The following is a 17,401-nucleotide window of genomic DNA, read 5'->3' as shown; positions in this document are numbered from 1 at the left end:
CCCTCCTTTTTAGCTGTTCATTGCCTTGAGGAACTCTTTATTGCTCTTCGTGCCACGCATTTTGTCGAGCAGGAATTCTGCGGCGTCTACCGGCGAGTAATCGCTCAGCAGTTTGCGCAAAACCCAGACCCGGTTCAGTTCGTCAGGTGACAGCAGAAGCTCCTCATGACGCGTACTGCTCCTGTTCACATCGATTGCCGGGAAGATCCTCTTATCCGCGAGCTCTCTGGTAAGAACGACCTCCATGTTGCCTGTTCCCTTGAACTCCTCGAAGATGACCTCGTCCATCCTGCTGCCTGTCTCGATAAGTGCGGTGGCGATGATTGTGAGGCTTCCACCTTCCTCGATATTTCTGGCGGCTCCGAAAAATCGTTTCGGCTTGATCAGCGCATTTGAATCGATACCACCTGAAAGAATCTTGCCGCTGTGTGGAACCGTCGCGTTGTACGCGCGCGCGAGGCGCGTTATGCTGTCCAACAAAATCACAACGTGGTTCTTCGCCTCGACGAGTCTTTTGGCCTTCTCGAGAACCATCTCTGCGACCTGTGTATGGCGTTGAGGCTCTTCGTCGAATGTGGAACTTATCACTTCGGCATTCACCGAGCGTTCCATATCGGTGACTTCCTCGGGACGTTCATCGATCAGAAGAACTATCAGCCGAACGTCGGGATGATTGCGCGTGATGCTGTTTGCGATTTTTTGGAGGAGAATAGTCTTTCCGGCTTTGGGAGGTGACACGATCATTCCGCGTTGGCCACCTCCGACTGGCGCCAGCAGGTCAATGATGCGCATGGAGTATTCGCCGGGAACAGTCTCGAGATGAAGCTTTTGATTCGGATATAGCGGTGTGAGATTATCGAACATTACCCGCTCGCGCGTGAACTCAGGGTCACGGAAATTCACGCGCTCAACGCGTAGCAGCGCGAAGAATTTCTCTCCCTCCTTGGGCGGACGGATCTGCCCGCTGACGGTATCGCCGGTCATCAGACCGAATTTCTTGATCTGAGAGGGAGACACGTATATGTCATCCGGTGATGAAAGGTAATTGTACTTCGGAGAGCGAAGGAAGCCGTATCCATCACCATGGACATCGAGGACACCTGCACTCACCGAAATGCCGGGCGCCTCCGGCAGAGCCTGCGCCTCAGCAGCCTGCGGCACCTCCTTGACGGCGGTGCTCTGCTTCTCCATGATCTTGAAGATCACTTCCTCTTTTCTTAAACCGCTGTACCCGGGTATTTCAAGATCCCGCGCCAGTTTATGCAACTCGGCAACTTTCATACCCTGTAGCTCTGCAAGATCCACAGTCATTGAAACTACCTCCTAAGAGAATTTGATTTGAACTGCTCTGCGCAACTTTAGAATTATCGCTGAGGCATGAGTGAGTAATTAACCCTCTTCCAATTCAGGCTGCAACGAACTCAGTTGGAAATAAAAAAGAACAGGCAAGATGACGGATGAAGTTCAAGATTCAGGATTTTTTTTTCGGAAAACGGGAACAACCTCACCTGCCAAGTAGTGGGATCCCGCAATCAAAAGGAATTTATCGTCATTGATTTGGCTTAATGCAGCCTGTAAAGCCTCGTTGGAATTGCCGAATACCTGTGCATCTAATTTAATATCGCCGCACAACCGGTTCAACTCCGCCCCGGTTAAGGAACGGTCTGTTCGAAGCTGGGTTAAGATAACGACATCGAACCTTTTCCGCAAGATATTCAGCATCGATCGCGAGTCCTTATCTCTCATGGCCCCGTAGAGCAATACTCCGGCCTTTCCTCGGAGGGGACCCAGACTCGCGACAAGGGCTTCGACTCCCGCAGGATTGTGCGCGACGTCGAGGATGACAAGCGGTTGTTGCTTAAGTATATCGAGCCTTCCGGAGTGTCCGGTATTTACCCTGATGTTCGTCAAGCCGAGACGCAATGCATCCGGTTTTATTGCTATTCCGCCCGAAACGAGGACACGCAGAGCCAACAGAGCCGTCAGAGCATTGGACACTTGATGCTTCCCACCAAGGTTGATCTCCAGCTGACGGTACTCGCTGCCTGAGACTTCGGCGTCGATCACGGTCGAACCAATTCCCTCTTTGATCTCTATAGCTGAAGCAGATTCATCGACGAAAACAACCTGAGCTCCCCGGCGGGAGGCCGCTTCCCGGAACACCGACTTTAATGAGGGATCGCGAGCATTCACCACTGCAGGCCGGCCACTCTTTATTATGCCGGCTTTTTCGGCGGCGATCTGCTCGAGAGTGTTTCCGAGAATTTCTGTGTGGTCGTATCCTATCCCGGTGACCACGGAGATTAACGGATCGACAATGTTGGTTGAATCCAAACGTCCGCCCAAACCTGTCTCAACTACCGCGTAGTCAACGTTGCTATCGCTGAAATATTTGAACATTATCGCCGTTGTAGCTTCGAAAAAAGTCGCGCGGCATCTCTCGACTTCCGGTCTAAAATATTCCGTCAACCTCGCGACTTCTTCCGTCGATATTTCAACGCCATCAATCCTGATCCGTTCCGTAAACCGTTCAATATGCGGCGAAGTATAAAGGCCCACTTTGTACCCCGAGGAAGTGAGTACACTGGCAATCATCGCGCATGTACTACCCTTGCCATTCGTACCGGCAACATGGATGACTTTCAGCTTGCGGTCAGGTCTTCCCGCGAATTCCATCAAGGCGGTGATGTTATCCAGGTCCATCTTCATTCCAAATTTCTCGAGACTAAAGAGAAACTCGATCGATTCCGAAAGTGGACCAGTTGCGGTTACCGCGTCGTGCAAGAACTTTTCACTCCTGAGGTAGCTTCCCTGACCTTGAATTTTCCATTTACCACTTCATCGTGATACTATTAAAACTCGTGCTAGCTCACCCGCTGTGAGGTGCGTCAGTAAGATTGACGTTCAGACTTCCGATAAGTTCGGTAATGCTTTTGATTTTCTCATTTGAAAGGAAGTCCTCAATTCTCCTTAACATATCTACAGGTGCGTTTGGTTTCGCGAAAAGGACGGTTCCGATTTCAACGGCGGCGGCCCCGGCCACCAGATATTCAATAATGTCTTCCCACGTGAATACCCCCCCGCTCGCGACGATCGGGATTTCGACCGCATTCCGGACCTGAAACACTTTGGCAAGCGTCAACGGCTTGATCGCTGGTCCCGAAAGTCCGCCTGTAATCGTGTGGAGTTTAGGTTTGCGGGTGCGAATATCGACTGCCATACCCACGTAAGTGTTCGCCACGGTCACCGCATCAGCGCCCTCTGCCTCAGATGCCTTTGCGAACTCGCTAATCCTGGTCACGTTCGGCGTCAGCTTGATAATCAAGCTGTCTTTGAACGCGCGTCGGACCAGCTTGACGATTCTGCTGAGCGTTTTTAAATCGCTTCCGAATTCGAGTCCTCCTTCTTTCACGTTGGGACACGAGAGATTCACTTCAAGACCGCTGATGCCCTGTTGTTCCCCCAGAATTTCGGCAAGTGAGACATAATCCTCTACTCTCTTCGCAGCAATATTCGCAATCACAACCCCATGGAAGCTCCGGAGATGCGGGAGTCTGTCTGAAATGAATCTCTGGACGCCTATGTTCGCCAAGCCGATCGAATTTAACATTCCGCATGCCACCTCGGCGATGCGCTGCGGTTCATTTCCCACTTTCGGTTTGAGGGTCAACGACTTCGTCACTATCGCCCCGATGGTCGAGATGTCGAAGTAATCCGACATGTCATCACCGTATCCTGCCGTACCAGACGCGGTCATGATAGGATTTTTCAGAGTTAGATTACCGATTTTCACTTTCAGGTCGGGCGTCATCGGCTGACACCCCACTGACCGAGATCGAGACTGGCTGCTTCAAACACCGGTCCGTCCTTGCAGGCAAGCATGTAGTCGTTGCTGTTCGCCATCTTCACGGGACATCCCTGGCACAAACCGTTGCCACAGGCCATCGGCGTCTCCACGGAAATGAATGTCGGTACAACAGCCATGAATTCGTCGCATACTTGCTTGAGCATCGCCATTGGTCCGCAGGCCAATATTCTGTCCGGTTTAGTCTCAGCAACTTCGTGCTTGACCATTTCCACAACTGTGCCATGATATCCCTTCGATCCGTCGTCAGTCGAATAATCTGTTCTTTCAATTCCGAAATCCACAATCTGGTCCGCCGTCCTCGCTCCATAGAAGAGGCGCAGCGCAGCTTTTTCCTTCCGGCTTTCCCGATCTAGGATTGGTGCGACTGCCGCTCCGGAGCCGCCAACGAGACACCACACATTTTCCCGGGGGCGGAATTGTGGAAAGCCTCTTCCGAGGGGTCCGTTCATTGTAACTGTTTCTCCGGTCCGGACCTGAGATAGCCGGGTAGTCCCTTTTCCGACTCGGAAGTAAAGGAGCGAAAGCCATTCGCCGTCTGCATCACACACCGAATAAGCTCTCGGCAATAGCGGGTCCATCGATCCCGGGAACGACACCATCACGAATTGACCTGGAGCCATCGCACGCGCGATGGTTGGGGAGCTGAATTTAGTTATGAAAGTTTCCTTCGCGACCTGGCGCGTTTCTAACACGCGGGCTTGTTCGATGAAGTGCAAGGGCAGTCGGTTCGTGATGAAAGATTACCTGATAATACGTTCGCGGCGAGTCGCCGCACTATCGAGTCCGGGCCGCTCCGACATTTTGCGGACAGATTTCAACGAGTCAAGCATCCGATCGCGCTCTTGAAGCATCCGAAAACCGGCATTGCTTGAGTCCGTTACAGCCGGCTTCTGCTCAGTCGGCACCGCCGGGGCATTTGGAATTACGTGGCTCGCCGCGCTGTCGCGCCGAGCCTGATCGAAACCGTTCAGTGCGAGCCTAATTTCGGAGCTGAAATCGCTTGCCGGGTATTTCTGAACAACTAACCTGTAATACACCGCGGCTGAATCGTATGCCTGGAGCTTGTGCTCATAGATCCATCCGATAGCGTACAGCGATTGAGCAGCAAATCGCGATTTAGAACTCAATGCCAGCGTATCCAACAACCTGATAGCCGAATGGTAACTCCCTTTGTTAACGAGCTCAATCGCAGAGTCGTAGTTACTCTGTGAGGAGTCTGTGTCCTTAACATAGTTCACACCGAGCATGGTGCTTGTGGGTGCGGCATATTCCGACTCGGGGTCTTCTGCAAGAAGGAGGCCAAGATAAGTCCTTGCAGCGGCTGTGTCCCCTTCCGAGAAGTAGTGCTCGCCAAGTGTGTATAACGCTGACGGGTATGCCCTGGATTTCTTGAAATGGCGGACAATCATCTTGTAATGGACTATGGCCGAATCGGGCAATTTCAATTTGAACATGAAGAAACCTGCGAGCCCTTGTTGCGCATCGGCCGTGCGCTCAAATAATGTGTCAATCGGAACCGCGCTCTTTGCAAGCGCCGAATCGCCTTTGTCAGCCGCCTCGATCGCATGGGCGTAGAGACTGTCTGCGATCACCACCCTATAGGAATCCATGAGGTATTCCTGAAGGAGTGCCGCAAGCGCCTGAGCTTTCTGAGACAATCCATATACCAGGGGATGTGAGGCACATCGTTGAAAATATTTTAATGCCGTTGTGAAATCTCCGACCTGGTAGAGATAAGTATTTCCCAACTCAAATGCCGCCCGGGTAGCGGCCTCGCTCGATGTGAACTCAGTATCGATTCGAGTAAATGTCAAGACGGCGGACGAAACGGCACCTGAGTCGTAGAGAACCTGCGCTGTCTGGTAGTCGATCAGCGGAAAGTATAAATAGTATTTGTCGTCGTCACGAATGTCAGCGAGCGTGTTCAGCGCCTGGTAATATCGTTTCTGGAGTCTTTGAACGGACGCCACGTAATACGCGGAATAGAATCGGAGCTTGATATCGCGTGCAACGCTCAAACCAAGCGCATAGGTGAGGTAGGCGCGCTTATATTGGTGAAGGTCACTGAACATGTCGCCCGCCTCGCACGCATAAATTGCCGCGTTGTCCCCGCTTGAGAGTGTGGACGCTGTGTCGAGATATGCGGCGGCGTTAAGCGTATCGTTCTGCGAAAGATAATAGTCGGAGAGAGTCTCCGAAGCCCTGGCGGCAATTTCCCAGTTCCTGTTTGCTCTCGAGACATTCAGCGCTTTGCTCAGAGTATCGAACGCCCGGTTGTAATCCCGCTGGCTGAGGAGCATCCCACCCTGATAAAGGAGTGCTTCATCGTACCTGTCCGTGTGAGGAAAAGTTGACTCGATCTCGATAAACTTTCTCCCACCTTTAAGGTCATCTCCCTCGTAGTAGTAACTGATTCCAATCATGAACAGACAATCCTGAGTGTAAGCGGAAGTAGGATAATACTGGAGAACCTTGGAGGCCTTCTCGATCGCAACGTCAAAATCTTGCTTCGCTGTTCCGCTGATGACGAATGGAGTCGGTTGAGAGCCGGAGATGATTGATATTTCTCTGTCTTTCATCGCGCTCTGGACGTCCTTCACACCTTTATCGAACGCGTCTTGCGCGTTGTAGTAGGTGTTGAAGTACGCTGTGAAGTCCTGATAGCCGCCTTTCACGGAATTCCATACGAGGCAACCAGAGAGTGTTGCGGACGCCGCTACGAGCACAATCAGGAATGACTTAGGTATTTTGAACACTTGATTGATGATTTAAAATAGCCCTACAGATAGTTCAAAATCAAGCCAGATTGAGACGCGGGGCGATAACAAGTTCGTCAAAGTTGTGACGTGAACAACACTCGGTTCTTGCGATTGTTGTTGGGCTTAAATTAACTTTCGTGGCCAATCTAGAGACAGGATATGTATTCATTATTCGAAGGAATGAGCGAAAGAGACGTTGCCGAGGCGTGCAAACCGCTTCACAAGGAGAAGGCCGCGGCTGGCACGATCATCATGGAGGAGAAGGGACCGGTTCAGGCACTTTATATAATCAAGTCGGGCGAAATAGAAATCAGAAAGCGTATCGGCGACAGACAGGAGAAACTCGGGACTCTTTCGGCTGGCGATTTCTTCGGCGAGATGGCAATGGTGGATGGAGTGAGAAATTCGGCTACCGTGGTTACTACCCGCGATTCCATATTGTTGAAGATCAATCGGGAGACACTCCCTGATCTGATAAAGCAATTCCCTGTCATTTCATGGAACATTGCAAGAACTCTTTACAGTCGACTGCAGGCTTCCGCGGATGCGCTTAAAACTCAGATGGAGACACAGGGACAGAAGACCGACAAGGAAATCAGCCGCCTCCACGCTCTAATTGAAGCCACTCAAACCGTAAACACGTCGCTGGAAATTACTCGTGTCCTCGAGCTCATATTAAACGAGGCCATGCGTATAACAGACGCGGAGCGCGGGACAATTTATCTCATAGATGAAAACACACACGAGATCTGGTCGAGGATACTCGTTGGAAACGAGATGAATGAGATCAGGCAGTCCATCGGCAAAGGCATCTCAGGATATGTGGCCCAGACTGGCGAGACGGTTAATATCGAGGACGCTTATCATGACCCGAGGTTCAATCCCGAATTTGATCTGAAAAGCGGGTTTAAAACCAAGAACATACTTTGTATGCCGATGAATAACAGGGACAATAAAATCATAGGAGTTTTCCAATTAATAAATAAACGAATCGGCAAGTTCGATACAGAAGACGAAACCTTTCTCCGTGCATTTTCTATAAATGCCTCCATTGCCATTGAGAATTCTCGTTTGGCAGCTGAGATGGTGAAAAGCGAGCGGCTTTCGGCTGTAGGTCAGATGGCAGCGACGATCATCCATGATATCAAGAACCCGATGGCGACAATCCGACTCTACGCCCAGGTATTGAGGAAGAAAGCCGGGAACGAGGAAGCTTCGGGCCTTGTCGACGAGATCGATAAACAGATCGACCGACTCGTGAACATGGCGCAGGAGGTACTCGATTTCTCACGGGGAGTCTCCCAGCTGAATTTTCAGAAAGTCGCTTATGGAGATTTTCTCCAGGAAGTGCTAGTGTTCCTTCAGCGAGATTTCGAAAAACGTAACATAAGTTTATTGAACGAGAATTCATTTGAAAGTGAAATCGAGATCGATGCCGACAAGATTACTCGGATGTTAATGAACATAGCCGGTAATTCGGCGGATGCAATGCCCGACGGCGGCAAATTTTTTGTCCGCTCAAGGCAAAGCGGCACGTCTCTTATGATCGAGCTCGAAGATACCGGTACCGGCATGCCCGAAGAAATAAGGAGAAGAATCTTCGAGCCGTTCGTAACCTACGGAAAAAAACACGGCACCGGTCTCGGGATGTCAATCGTTAAGAAGATTGTCGATGATCATGGCGGTGAAATTCAGATCCAGAGCGAATTAGGCAAAGGGACAAAGATGACAGTTAAGCTTCCGTTGATCCAGTCTCGAGCGAAATGAAAAAGGACTTTAAAGGAAGTATCCTGGAGCTTGCAAAAGGTGATATTGCCGAGTATGGCGGTGATGCTGTCGTAAACGCGGCGAACAATCACTTCTGGATGGGGAGCGGAGTAGCCGGGGCAATAAAGCGAAAGGGTGGAACCGCCATCGAACAAGAGGCGATGTCGCAGGGTCCCATGCCTGTCGGTTCTGCTGTAATCACCTCCGGCGGAACGTTAAAGGCAAGATTTGTGATTCACGCCGCCGTAATGGACCAAGACCTGCAAACAGATGGAGGCAAGATCGCTGAGGCCACGCGTTCGGCACTCACACTTGCGGAATCCAGGAAGCTCAGTTCGATAGCATTACCGGCGCTGGGAACGGGAGTCGGTGGATTCCCTCTCGGCGAGGCGGCTCGGGTGATGATGAAGGAAGTCGTCGGCGTCTTCTCGCGACCGCATTCTCTGCGGCGGGTCACATTTATACTCTATGACGCGGCAGCTTATCAGGCGTTTGAAAACGAACTGAAGAATATCAAATCATGAGTCGCTGCGAGAATTACATCAGGCACTACAGTCTTGATGCCGAACACTTCGATTATTTCACGAACGAGGACCGCACGGACCGGGCATATGAAAAACTTTTCCGGAAATTCATCGTCCGCCTTGCGGGAGGAGCCGGGAGAACGCTCGACATCGGGAGCGGAAGCGGATGGATCTCAGTTGTTCCTCATGAGAATTTATACTACGTAGACCTATCGCTGAGGAATCTTCAAAGTCTTAAGACCGATACATCCTCCCCGGTTCTCGCAGATGCTGTTCATCTTCCGTTCAAAGACGAGTCCATGAATCTGATTGTCGCTTCCGAAATCATGGAACACTTGAACTCTCCCGATGCTGCGGCACGCGAGATCTTGCGAGTCATGAAACCCGACGGAAAAGCCGTGGTCTCGACTCCATACAGAGAGAAGATTCGTTACACGCTGTGCATCCATTGCAACCAGCCGACCCCCTTGAACGCTCATTTGACCAGCTTCGACAAGGGAGGTCTTGTGAGCCTCTTTCCTGGATGCAACGTCAAGGCTTACATTTTCGGAAGCAAAGTGATGACGCTCCTTCGAGCTGCCGTTCTTTTTGAAAATCTCCCTCTTTGGATTTGGAGGCTAGTAAATTATCCCCTCATAAAGCTTGTCGACAAGGCGCAGCACATCGTTCTTGAGCTGCGAAAGACAAGTCAATCCTGAAGCATCTTAGAAAACATCTTGGTCATCTCCTCGGCATCTGCTTTAGCCTTGGGATAGTACACCGCTCCGAATTTTTCCACCATGGGACGAAGAGTGTTGTATGGGTCGCCGCTGCAGAAAACCGTAGGGGCCGCCATGTTCGGTCCGCCCTTGCGCATAAGTTGAAGTAGTGCGATACCCGGAAGATGCCCCTGCTTCAAATCATCTTTGAATTCATTATCGAGAATAATCAGATCGAATACCTTCGCCGAAAGGAATTTTCTCGTTTCAACGCTGTCGATCGCCTCATCGATTTTCAATTCTGCATTCAGACTCTTTGCCACCTCGCTCAGAACCAGTTTCTGCACGTTTCTCTGTGATTCATCGTCGTCAGCAATCAATACCGAGTAAGTCGCCATATCAACCCAAAATATTTGAAATAATTCCACCTGCCACGACATCGTCGCCCTCGTATAAGACCACACTCTGGCCGGGCGTTATTGCCCTTCGCGGGCTGAGGAACTCGACTTCAATTTTCCTGTTATCGAGATTTCGCACAACGCATTCAGCGCCCGCGTCCTTGTATCGGATCTTTCCGCGAAGGGGTATTCCTTCAGGCACCTCGGAGTATTTTACGAGATTTACCTGTTCCGCGATGAGCCTCTTGGCATAGAGATTCTCTTCGACATCAACCTCTACAACATTTGTAGACGGATCGATCCCCTTGACGTAGAGCGGGGATTCATGACTGATGCCGAGCCCTCTTCGCTGACCGATCGTATAGAATGCGTATCCCTGATGAATCCCGACCTTAGTTCCGTTGAATCGTATCTCACCGTCGGCAAGTCTCGATTTCAATCCAGGAACTATGTCACGGAGAAACCTCGAATAGTTGTTATCAGGTATGAAACAAATTTCATAACTCTCCGGCTTGTCCGCACTGGCCAGTCGGTAACGGCGTGCCATTTCGCGGACTTCCTGTTTTGTCAGGTCTGTGAGCGGGAAGAGAGTTCGTGAGAGACTTTCCTGTGTCAGGCCGTAAAGCGCGTAAGACTGGTCTTTTGAAGAGTCCTTGCCTCTTGAAAGGACATATCTTCCCGACCGATCGTCCCGCTTCACATGGGCGTAATGTCCGGTCGCGATATAATCCACTCCCAGACTATCGGCCTTTTCGAGAAGGTACTCCCATTTTATTTTCCTGTTGCAGATGACGCACGGATTGGGTGTGCGTCCGGCAAGATACTCCGATACAAATTGATCTATGACATCATTTCTGAAACGTTCGCTGAAGTCGAAAACATAATGAGGAAATCCAAACCTGCTGGCCACGCTTCGAGCCATGTTTATGCCGTCGATCGAGCAGCAGGTTGAGTCCTGGGCGGAATTGCCACCCACATCCTCGTATTCGTAGGTCTTGATGGTCGCGCCGATAACATCAAATCCCTGTTCCATCATCAAGGCAGCTGCCAGTGACGAATCGACACCACCACTCATCGCGACGAGGACTCTATATCTTCTTTCGGGATCCATCATACTTCTCTCAATTTACAAAATGATGGGAGTTTATGAAAGGAGAATTCGATCGGCATTCTGCTCAGGAGCCGGTCCAGTTTGGCTTGCGTTTTTCCAGGAAAGCCGCTGTTCCTTCCTTTTGATCGGCGGTCCCGCACGTAAGCGCGAAGAGTTGACTCTCAAGTTTCATTCCCTCGTCCTGCGGAAGTTGAACGGCAGCGTCGATCGCCTGCAGGGCCAATTTCACGGCTACCGGACCACGTTCTGAAATATCATGGACAAGTTGAAGCGCCGTCGGGATCAAGTATGCCAGTTCGACGACCTTGTTCACCAAACCATGCTTGAAAGCCGTCTCGGCATCGATCTGGTTACCCGATACGATGAGTTCGGTAGCGATCCCGCGACCGGCAAGTCTTACGAGTCGTTGAGTGCCGCCGAATCCCGGTATCATTCCGAGGTTCACTTCCGGTTGTCCGAATCGCGCGTTGGTCGAGGCGATTCTGATATGGCACGCCCATGCCAGCTCGCTGCCGCCGCCCAGCGCGTAACCGTTGACAGCTGCAATGACAGGCTTGCGAAACTTCTCAATCGTGTTGAGGAGAGTCTGTCCGCGTTCCGAATAGTCCTTAGCGTTTATAACACTGAGTTTGCTCAGCTCGCTTATGTCCGCGCCCGCAGCAAAAGCTTTTTCTCCCGCGCCGGTAATGATCACTCCGGCGACTGACTTTTCAGACTCTATGTTGCTCAGGGCTGAACCGATCTCTTTCAGTACATTGGCGTTCAACGCGTTCAACTTTTCGGGCCGGTTAATTGTGATTATTGCGGCATGTTTCTCTTTCACAATCTTAATAGTCTGATAGTCCATACATTACCTCCTTCATAAATACCAGAAACGTTTCGGCTATTTCGAGAGAATGTCTCTGATTCTCCGATATTTCGGAGCGAGCGTTTTCAATTTCTTCTCCCTCAGAAGCGATTCGACGCCGAGGCGCGATGCCGCTTTGTAAAAAGCAAGCAGAGTTTCGCTATCCTTGAGCGCGCTCAAATGTTTGGATATTACTTCCACGTCGCCGCGAATCAGCGGCCCGCTCAAGGCCGAAAGACCATCGAGCGAGGATATGTTGGAAACAGCGCTGGCAAGCAAGCCATCGATTATCAGCTTTGTCTCTCGCTTCCCTATCGAGCTATTAGCAAGTCCTGCTGCGGCCTGCGCCGCGATTGTCACGAAATTGGTTGCGATCACACTTGCTAGGTGGAGATTCACTTTTTCAAACTCAGATTTCAGCACAATCAGCTTCGAGTTCAAGACCGTCGACACTTTTCTCGCGCCGGTCAGGGCTTTCCGCGAACCAAGAAAGTCGAACCGGATATTCATCGCCCCTTCAGGATGCAGAGGTCTTGGGAACGCAGCGAGCGGGTGGAGCGCACCGACTGCGGCTCCTCTCTTCGCAAGGGGTTCCAACACGTTCACTCCCACGATGCCGCTCATATGGAAGACGGTTTTTCCCCTCCAGTTAACGCTGGAATTCCTCATGAGTTGAGCCGCAACTCCGGCTATCGCGTCATCATTCACTGTGACAAATAGTATTTCAAAATTATCTCTGAGCAAACCGGTGCTTTTCACGAGCTTCGCCCCTGGCAGAGACCGAACCACTTGAGCTTTCATTCGCAAAGCTCTCTCGTCGTATACTATGTCCTTACAAACCCATCGCCTGTTTATCAGAGCAGACGCAAGGCTTGAGCCCACCCGGCCAGGTCCGATAATCGAAAATGAAACCACGTCGGTGGTCACGAGACGACGGCTGACAAGTATCCGACAACTCCGGACTTATCACCTGTCGTATCCCCGGAATTACAGTGATGGAGAATCGTTATCTTTCGGCGGTTCAGGTCCCGCGCAGCGTAAAGAAGCGCGGCTATCGGTCCTCCACCACACGCCTCGCACTTATGTGCTTCGAGATCCCGCGTAAATCTGTCGGGGTCCATCTCCGTCAGATCGTTGATGCAGATCTTGTCAATTTCATTTGCCGTATCGTAGTCGTAATAGTGCGACAGGTCGGAACTTGCCACGACTAGTATTTTGGTCGTGTTCGCAATCTTTGCAAGAACGCCGCCGAGTGCTGCGCAGTATTCGGGTCGCTGGTCTCCCATAACAAGGGGAAGTATGGCGAATCTCTTCAAAGTGAGTTGCAGAAATGGTAGCTGGACCTCAAGGGCGTGTTCCGACTTGTGGCCGGCGCGCGATTCGATCGCAATATCTCCGGCGCTTAGCAGAAAAGTTTCGCGGAGAGCCGTATCAACTTCTATTGTTCCCAGCGGAGTAGAATAAGCTTTACCGGAAAAAACAGAAATGCCGTCGAAGTACTCCCGGTGACTTGGTGAAATCAAAACGACGGTATCAAAGTTTGTTTCGCGCAGAACCGAATAGCCATGAGCCGCAGTGAATCCACTGTAGGGGTAACCGGCGTGAGGCGATATTATTCCGAACGGGTTCGTGGGCGCCGCCGATCCGATATCCTTCCCTGCCTTCTTGAGGAAGTCGAGCACTGTCTTCTCGAGCTCCACCTTCTCCAGCGGATAGAACATCCCGGCTACTGCCGGGGGACGCACGTAGTCATGCTCTTTCTGCAATATTCTCCTCGGAAATCCTTCCGAACTCACTTTCACCAAACACTTCTGCAGTGAAGCTGTATATTTTTGTATCGGGATCCCGCCAGCTGTCGTCGTCCAGACCGGCCTTGAAACAAGTATACCGGAGAAACTCGTTGCGGTCCCAATTATTCTCGCCCGCGACCTGCGGAAGAAGAAGGCCTCTGTAGTACCCGCGCTCAATCACCAGGCCATGTCGCCCGACAACAATTTCTTCGACATTTGTCACTTTGTTGAGCGCAGAGAGGATTGAAACCTCCAGATCGATTTTTTCAAGCTCCGGTTCAGTCACCGGTTCAAATCTTGGGTCACTTGTTGCGGCCTTGCTGGCCGTCTCGGCCACCGCCTTGTACATCGGGAGCCTGGGCTCGATATACCCGATACATCCGCGTAGCTCACCCTTCTCTCTCAAAGTGACAAACGCCCCCGACTCCCTTTGAAGCTCGGGGAGAACCGGAGTATCAAGCTTCAATTTCTCCCTTTTCACGACCGCTTCCAGCCCTCTTCTCGCGATTTTCAAAAGCTCAACCTTGGCTTCCGCCGAAAGCCCTGAGCTCAATCCCATATGCCCGGAATCATCGTGGAGCATTGTGGACACGCTCCTTTCTTCAAAAGATTCTTAAGTACCCTATAACCTTCTCGTTCGATCGCGAGACTTCCACACTTCGGACAGTATGTGTTTTCAAGATCGTCTACCATTCCATGAAGATTGCCCGCGTAGACGAAATGAAGTCCCGCTTCTTTCCCGATTTCCGCTGCCCTCACCAGCGATCTCACGCTCGTGCTGTTCCGGTCGAGCATCTTATAATCCTGGTGGAACGCAGTGACATGCCACGGAATGTCGACTGAGACTGATGCAATGAAAGATGCAATGCTTCGCAACTCTGTTTCACTGTCGTTGAATCCTGGAACCACAAGAGTTACTACCTCGACCCAGAAATTCTTTTCTTTGAGAAGGCGAATCGCATCGAGGACAACCTGCAGCCTTCCGCCAAGCTGTCTGTATCTCCGATCGTCGAACCCTTTCAAGTCGACCTTGTAAAGGTTAACATACGGCTTGATGTATTCAATAACTTCAGGAGTCGCGTTTCCATTTGACACATACGCTCCCCTGATTCCATAAGCCTTAGCAAGTTTCATTATTTCAACTGCCCACTCACTGGTGATGAGCGGCTCATTGTAAGTTGAGACAATGACCGGTGATTTGTATATGAGTGCGAGTTCAACGATTCGTTCCGCTTCGATTACCTCCGGATGTTGAATAGCGGACGGATCTCTTAGCGTTTGACTCGTGAGCCAATTCTGGCAATATGAGCAATGATAATCACAACCCAGCATTCCAAAACTAAGCGCATTCGATCCCGGGAAGGCGTGGAAGAAAGGTTTTTTCTCGATCGGGTCCAGCTGGACACCGGCCGCATAACCGGAGGGAACCATAAGTTTACCGTTGCTATTGAACCGGACCCGGCAGATTCCTTCTCTTCCCGGTTTAATCTTGCACCTGTGCCCGCAGCTGTAACACAGCACCCAGTCGTTGTCAAGTTTCTTATACAGTTCACCTTCGACGGTGTGCTCGTGGAGAATGTTCTTGACGGTTACTATTTCGGCCATGACCTCTTCCGACTCAAAAGATTTTACTCTTTGCCCCAGACAAAGTCAACTTATCTTTATTTCTTCATCCATTCCTGAAGCTTTTCGTGGAATTTGTCGGCGTTTATCTTCGGGGGAAATTTGTCGGGTTCTGCCAATCGTTGGCGCAATGCTTCGTAAAGAGTAATAGCACAAGCGACTGAAACGTTTAAGCTCCGTACCATTCCGAACATGGGTATTCTAAATCTGACATCAGCCATAGCCGCCGATTTATCGGTCACCCCCCGATGCTCGTTGCCAAATATCAACGCAGTTTTATTCCGCAGATCCATTTCGAACAGAGACACAGAGCTTTCATCCACGACGCTGGCTGCAATCACGAACCCTTCTTGCTTCAAAACATTGAAACAGTCATCAGGAGATCTGAAGAGTCTCTTCTCTACCCACTTGTTGGCGCTAGCGGAGCTCTTCTTCCCGATTTTCGGAAAGGGCTCAAGATTGTATAGTAGATTAATACTTCTTACGCCGACTGCATCGCAAGTCCTGAGAATCGCACTTACATTATGCGGATCATGTATGTTCTCGAGGACGAGTGTGAGATCCGTCTGAGAATACCTGATCGTCTGAGATAATCTCTCAATACGTCGTTGTGACTTCATTCGTGCCTTATTTCCAGCAGCAACACGGAAGATATTATCAGCAGGCCACCGCCGATTTGCATAGGGTGGAGTTTCTCCCCCAGCAAAATGAAAGCCGTGAGGATCGCGACCACCGGTTCAAGGGTCGAGACGATCACTGCGGTAGACGGGACAAGATACTTGAGACCGGTAAAGTAGAAAAAATACGGGATGAGCACTGACGCGCCTGAAAACAAAGCAAGGGTTGTCACTTCTCTTGCGCCTGATATCACGAAGCCCGGGCGAATTATCATGTTGACAACAAGCCAGAATGCAGACGCACTCATCAATGTGTAGCAAATCGCCGCCCAAACTGAGTAACGTTTGGATGCAACCCGATTGTAGATATTAAAGAATGCAAATGAAAAAGCTGAGAGCGCGCCTAATACGGCTCCCGCTGTGGTTATGTGCACGTCAGGATTGAGTGCACCGAGCATGATTACGCATCCTATGAGAGACACGACAATTGCGACGGTCTTTGAGTGGCTTATCTTTTCTTTCTTAGAGACGAGCATATATCCCGCGACGATCACTGGGGCTGTGTACTGCATAAGAATTGCAATTCCGACGCTCGTCTCGTTTATGGCCATATAATAAGTGTAGTTCGCTCCCGCCACGCCGATGACGCCAAGCAATATGAAATCCCAAATATCTCGAAGACGTATCGTGAGCGAAGCCGGATCCGTGACGAGCAGCGTCAGGAATAGAACAACCGCAGAGATAATTACTCTCGATTCTACCACAAGCAATGTCGGTACGTCATGTTCAAACAGGAATTTGGCGACGGTCCCTGAAGTCCCCCAGAAGAATGCCGCCAGAAAAATAAAGATGTAACCGCGCAGCCGCATCTTATCGGTGACTAGCCAGCCATATCGCTGTAATACCTGAACATCTCGTCGTTGCCGAGCGACTTGTACATAGTGGCGAGCCTCCCGCAGAGCACCTTTGAATTCTCGACGATCCCGACACCTCCTTTGAGAAACGACATGATGCTTTGAAGTGTTGGGATCCTCAGATCCTCATCGTATAGTTCACACGCAAGCAAGTAAGGGTCGGTCGACTTGGGATTAAACTCAGAAGCTTTCTTCAAACAGAGAAACGCCAGCTCAAGCGTGTCTTCTGTATCGAAGCGCGTGTTCATCACCTCAGACAACCAGATATATGTATCATATCCGATTTCAGGAAAGACCTCTCCAAGTTTCTTCGCGAAGAAAAGAAGCTCTTCCGGTTTGAGGGTCTGGTTCCAGAATAATTCCCGATATGCATCGAGGTCATTCAAACCTTTTTCGATTGCAGATCTGAACGCCTCGAACAGTTCGTTGAAATCCCCACTCGTGCGAAAAATACTCCGTATGTCTTCGGACGAGTATTCCTGCAC

At 50.6% G+C, this 17,401-nt stretch carries 18 protein-coding genes; 3 read left to right on the top strand and 15 right to left on the bottom strand.

The features are described 5' to 3' along the window. Positions 1-9 precede the first annotated feature (9 nt). The 5 genes from rho to VIS48_02130 form a co-directional block, all read right to left on the bottom strand. Positions 10-1,311, bottom strand: coding sequence for a transcription termination factor Rho (rho, locus tag VIS48_02150; protein HEY9164943.1), 1,302 nt, complete (start codon positions 1,309-1,311; stop codon positions 10-12). A 153-nt stretch (positions 1,312-1,464) separates the two neighbouring features. Then, entirely contained in the window at positions 1,465-2,784 is a 1,320-nt protein-coding gene (locus tag VIS48_02145) for a folylpolyglutamate synthase/dihydrofolate synthase family protein (GenBank protein HEY9164942.1), read from the bottom strand. 85 nt (positions 2,785-2,869) lie between these two features. Continuing rightward, the gene (locus VIS48_02140) at positions 2,870-3,811 is read right to left on the bottom strand and encodes a dihydroorotate dehydrogenase (GenBank protein HEY9164941.1); all 942 of its coding nucleotides are present in this window, start codon (positions 3,809-3,811) and stop codon (positions 2,870-2,872) included. After that, the gene (locus tag VIS48_02135; protein HEY9164940.1) at positions 3,808-4,560 is read right to left on the bottom strand and encodes an FAD-binding oxidoreductase; all 753 of its coding nucleotides are present in this window, start codon (positions 4,558-4,560) and stop codon (positions 3,808-3,810) included. The genes VIS48_02140 and VIS48_02135 overlap by 4 nt, the downstream gene beginning before the upstream one ends. Positions 4,561-4,608: 48 nt before the next feature. Beyond that, positions 4,609-6,543 carry a tetratricopeptide repeat protein gene (locus VIS48_02130; protein HEY9164939.1) on the bottom strand — a complete coding sequence of 645 codons (1,935 nt, stop codon included), beginning with the start codon at positions 6,541-6,543 and terminating at the stop codon, positions 4,609-4,611. A gap of 243 nt (positions 6,544-6,786) precedes the next feature. Here VIS48_02130 and VIS48_02125 point away from each other — a divergent pair, with 243 nt between their 5' ends. Genes VIS48_02125 through VIS48_02115 form a run of 3 tightly spaced genes read left to right on the top strand, consistent with a single transcriptional unit; the run spans position 6,787 to position 9,616 of the window. After that, a complete protein-coding gene (locus tag VIS48_02125; protein HEY9164938.1) occupies positions 6,787-8,394 on the top strand; it encodes an ATP-binding protein in 1,608 nt (535 codons plus the stop codon). Beyond that, positions 8,391-8,918, top strand: a complete 528-nt coding sequence (locus VIS48_02120; protein ID HEY9164937.1) for a macro domain-containing protein — start codon at positions 8,391-8,393, stop codon at positions 8,916-8,918. The genes VIS48_02125 and VIS48_02120 overlap by 4 nt, the downstream gene beginning before the upstream one ends. Next, on the top strand, positions 8,915-9,616 hold the full coding sequence (locus VIS48_02115) for a class I SAM-dependent methyltransferase (GenBank protein HEY9164936.1): 702 nt from the start codon (positions 8,915-8,917) through the stop codon (positions 9,614-9,616). Before VIS48_02120 ends, VIS48_02115 begins: the two co-directional genes overlap by 4 nt. Here the strand turns inward: VIS48_02115 and VIS48_02110 are convergent. The 10 genes from VIS48_02110 to VIS48_02065 form a co-directional block, all read right to left on the bottom strand. Further along, complete coding sequence (locus VIS48_02110; protein ID HEY9164935.1) at positions 9,607-10,014, bottom strand: hypothetical protein; 408 nt, start codon at positions 10,012-10,014, stop codon at positions 9,607-9,609. The genes VIS48_02115 and VIS48_02110 overlap by 10 nt on opposite strands. Before the next feature lies 1 nt (position 10,015). Further along, positions 10,016-11,128, bottom strand: a complete 1,113-nt coding sequence (mnmA, locus tag VIS48_02105) for a tRNA 2-thiouridine(34) synthase MnmA (protein HEY9164934.1) — start codon at positions 11,126-11,128, stop codon at positions 10,016-10,018. A gap of 61 nt (positions 11,129-11,189) precedes the next feature. After that, positions 11,190-11,972 carry an enoyl-CoA hydratase-related protein gene (locus VIS48_02100; GenBank protein HEY9164933.1) on the bottom strand — a complete coding sequence of 261 codons (783 nt, stop codon included), beginning with the start codon at positions 11,970-11,972 and terminating at the stop codon, positions 11,190-11,192. Between the two features lie 36 nt (positions 11,973-12,008). Continuing rightward, the gene (locus tag VIS48_02095) at positions 12,009-12,887 is read right to left on the bottom strand and encodes a DUF2520 domain-containing protein (protein HEY9164932.1); all 879 of its coding nucleotides are present in this window, start codon (positions 12,885-12,887) and stop codon (positions 12,009-12,011) included. Between the two features lie 8 nt (positions 12,888-12,895). After that, positions 12,896-13,738, bottom strand: coding sequence for an AmmeMemoRadiSam system protein B (amrB, locus tag VIS48_02090; protein ID HEY9164931.1), 843 nt, complete (start codon positions 13,736-13,738; stop codon positions 12,896-12,898). Then, on the bottom strand, positions 13,722-14,345 hold the full coding sequence (gene amrA / locus VIS48_02085; protein HEY9164930.1) for an AmmeMemoRadiSam system protein A: 624 nt from the start codon (positions 14,343-14,345) through the stop codon (positions 13,722-13,724). Before amrA ends, amrB begins: the two co-directional genes overlap by 17 nt. Beyond that, positions 14,312-15,367 carry an AmmeMemoRadiSam system radical SAM enzyme gene (gene amrS / locus VIS48_02080; protein ID HEY9164929.1) on the bottom strand — a complete coding sequence of 352 codons (1,056 nt, stop codon included), beginning with the start codon at positions 15,365-15,367 and terminating at the stop codon, positions 14,312-14,314. The genes amrA and amrS overlap by 34 nt, the downstream gene beginning before the upstream one ends. A gap of 56 nt (positions 15,368-15,423) precedes the next feature. Next, positions 15,424-16,005 (bottom strand): RNA methyltransferase, encoded by a 582-nt coding sequence (locus tag VIS48_02075; GenBank protein HEY9164928.1) that lies wholly within the window; start codon positions 16,003-16,005, stop codon positions 15,424-15,426. After that, the gene (locus VIS48_02070; protein HEY9164927.1) at positions 16,002-16,871 is read right to left on the bottom strand and encodes an EamA family transporter; all 870 of its coding nucleotides are present in this window, start codon (positions 16,869-16,871) and stop codon (positions 16,002-16,004) included. Before VIS48_02070 ends, VIS48_02075 begins: the two co-directional genes overlap by 4 nt. Positions 16,872-16,882: 11 nt before the next feature. Next, complete coding sequence (locus VIS48_02065; protein HEY9164926.1) at positions 16,883-17,401, bottom strand: hypothetical protein; 519 nt, start codon at positions 17,399-17,401, stop codon at positions 16,883-16,885.

It is taken from the genome of Candidatus Kryptoniota bacterium (genome assembly GCA_036567965.1).
GTDB lineage: Bacteria > Bacteroidota > Ignavibacteria > Kryptoniales > JAKASW01 > JAKASW01.
This window is presented reverse-complemented; position numbering and strand designations above follow the sequence as displayed.

What these genes read in the sequence shown, in the direction of transcription:
- VIS48_02120 (HEY9164937.1), top strand. Translation starts at nt 8,391, where the DNA reads ATGAAAAAGGACTTTAAAGGAAGTATCCTGGAGCTTGCAAAAGGTGAT.
- amrA (HEY9164930.1), bottom strand. Translation starts at nt 14,345, where the DNA reads ATGCTCCACGATGATTCCGGGCATATGGGATTGAGCTCAGGGCTTTCG.
- mnmA (HEY9164934.1), bottom strand. Translation starts at nt 11,128, where the DNA reads ATGATGGATCCCGAAAGAAGATATAGAGTCCTCGTCGCGATGAGTGGT.
- VIS48_02115 (HEY9164936.1), top strand. Translation starts at nt 8,915, where the DNA reads ATGAGTCGCTGCGAGAATTACATCAGGCACTACAGTCTTGATGCCGAA.
- VIS48_02100 (HEY9164933.1), bottom strand. Translation starts at nt 11,972, where the DNA reads ATGGACTATCAGACTATTAAGATTGTGAAAGAGAAACATGCCGCAATA.
- VIS48_02110 (HEY9164935.1), bottom strand. Translation starts at nt 10,014, where the DNA reads ATGGCGACTTACTCGGTATTGATTGCTGACGACGATGAATCACAGAGA.
- VIS48_02075 (HEY9164928.1), bottom strand. Translation starts at nt 16,005, where the DNA reads ATGAAGTCACAACGACGTATTGAGAGATTATCTCAGACGATCAGGTAT.
- rho (HEY9164943.1), bottom strand. Translation starts at nt 1,311, where the DNA reads ATGACTGTGGATCTTGCAGAGCTACAGGGTATGAAAGTTGCCGAGTTG.
- VIS48_02125 (HEY9164938.1), top strand. Translation starts at nt 6,787, where the DNA reads ATGTATTCATTATTCGAAGGAATGAGCGAAAGAGACGTTGCCGAGGCG.
- VIS48_02140 (HEY9164941.1), bottom strand. Translation starts at nt 3,811, where the DNA reads ATGACGCCCGACCTGAAAGTGAAAATCGGTAATCTAACTCTGAAAAAT.
- VIS48_02070 (HEY9164927.1), bottom strand. Translation starts at nt 16,871, where the DNA reads ATGCGGCTGCGCGGTTACATCTTTATTTTTCTGGCGGCATTCTTCTGG.
- amrS (HEY9164929.1), bottom strand. Translation starts at nt 15,367, where the DNA reads ATGGCCGAAATAGTAACCGTCAAGAACATTCTCCACGAGCACACCGTC.